This window comes from Ideonella sp. P3_A4, assembly GCF_056403075.1.
Window position 1 is genome coordinate 1 of sequence record NZ_JBFUGE010000928.1, and the last position, 1,766, is coordinate 1,766.

General features: G+C 61.3%; 2 protein-coding genes. Both read right to left on the reverse strand.

Annotated features, from left to right (window positions below):
- On the reverse strand, positions 1-643 hold a 643-nt coding region (locus tag AC1DYI_RS34520; RefSeq protein WP_477208610.1), incomplete at its 3' end, for a PAS domain S-box protein.
- A 337-nt stretch (positions 644-980) separates the two neighbouring features.
- Positions 981-1,766 (reverse strand): sensor histidine kinase (locus AC1DYI_RS34525; RefSeq protein ID WP_477208611.1); only part of this gene is annotated, 786 nt, incomplete at its 5' end.

The window sequence follows — 1,766 nt, forward strand, 5'->3', positions numbered from 1 at the left end:
GTGTTACCTCCAGCGCCAGCTTGCCGGCTTCGATCTTCGACAGGTCGAGGATCGCGTTGATCAACTCCAGCAAGTGCGCACCGGCCACATCCAGCTCGGTCAACCAGGCCGTCTGTTGTGCCGTCACCCGGGTTCGCCTGATCAGGTAGGTCAACCCCATGATCGCGGCCAGAGGCGTTCGGATCTCGTGCGACATGTTGGCAAGAAAGGAACTCTTGGCAATATTCGCGGCCTCGGCAGCGAGCTTGGCCACTGCCAGCCTGCGCACCTGGTCTTCCGCCAGCCGCTGTTCGGTGATGTCGCGGATGTTGCATTGGATGACGCGCACGCCGGCACAGTCGTAGGCATTGCTGACGAACTCCACGCTGATGAGCGCGCCGGCTTTTGTCTTCAGCGGGAGATCGTTGTAGCGGACGTAACCCTCCACCTGCAGCCGCTCGAACATTTCGGTGCTCTTCTCGATATCGACGAAAGCCCCGACGTCCCACAGCTTCTTGCCCAACAACTCGTCGTGCGAGTAGCCCAGCATCGCGATCAGGTAAGGATTGGCATCCTCGATTTGCCCCGACTTTGCATTGATCAGCAAGATGCCGTCCTGCGCCGCCTCAAACAACCGCCGGTAGCGAATCTCGGAGTCGCGCAATGCGGTGCTGGTCGCGTCGGGAGCTGCGAGGGGCGATCCAGCAGCGCAAGGCTGTTCGCCCGACATTGGCAACAAGTCAGTGGTCATCACGGTTGCTCTGCCGGACTTCGGTGCTGAGGATGGCCTCTCCTCACGAGGTGAGAGGGACAAGCGCGGCCACTGTCGGCAGCCTCCTGGGCTGATTTCGATTTGGGAAGGGGCGGCGACCTATGACATGCATGCCCCTTGCCGGGCAACTCCGCGAAACGCCATGACCCGATGCGCCACGGCTGCAGCGTTACCTGTTTCTACGCTGACTTCCAGGCGCGATCTGTTCGGTGCCGCACTGAACTGGCCTTCACGCGAGCGAGTGGCAAGGAAGGCAGATGGTGAATACGCAACCAATGTCCGGCACGTCTCGCACCGTCAAGGTGCCGGCGTCGGCCTCAACACTTTGGCGCGCAATGGACAGGCCCAGCCCAAGGCCCGACCGGTCGCGCCCGTACTGGTGAAAAGGCGTGAACATCTTGGCGGTGCTCCCGGGAGGCAGCCCGCCGCAGTGATCTTCGACTTCGATCAAGACGTGTTCACCTGACCCATAGGCCTTCAACGCGACTTCGGTGTGAGGCTGGGTGAACTTGAAGGCGTTTTGCAGAAGGTTTGCCAAGGCGGCCAGCAGAAGCTCGCGATTTCCATTGACGGCCAGGAGCGGATCCACAGGACGCACATTGAAGGCGCATCCCGCGGTAGTTGCAAAAAGCTGGGCCGCGCTTGCTGCGTCCTGAACGAACGCGGCGACGGAAAATGTCTGCCGCTCATCCGACAGGCCGCTGCGTACCTCGGCAATCGAGCGACTGATCAAAGTGCCCATCACGGCCAGACTGCGCTTCAAGACCGCTCCGGTTGCGCCCCGCATGGTCATGTTGCCGAGTTCGAGCGCGTGAACTGAAAGAGATGCCGTACCCAAGGCGTTGCGCAGTTCGTGAGCCAGAAATCCGAGGCGTTCGTTCGCGTCCGCATTGTGCTGAAGCGCCATTTGCGTATCGCGCTGGAAACTGAACGCGGTGACTGCGTCTGCAATGGCATTGTCCAAGCACCGGTTCAACGTGCGGAACTCCCCGACAGCGAACGGGGCGTCGCGCTC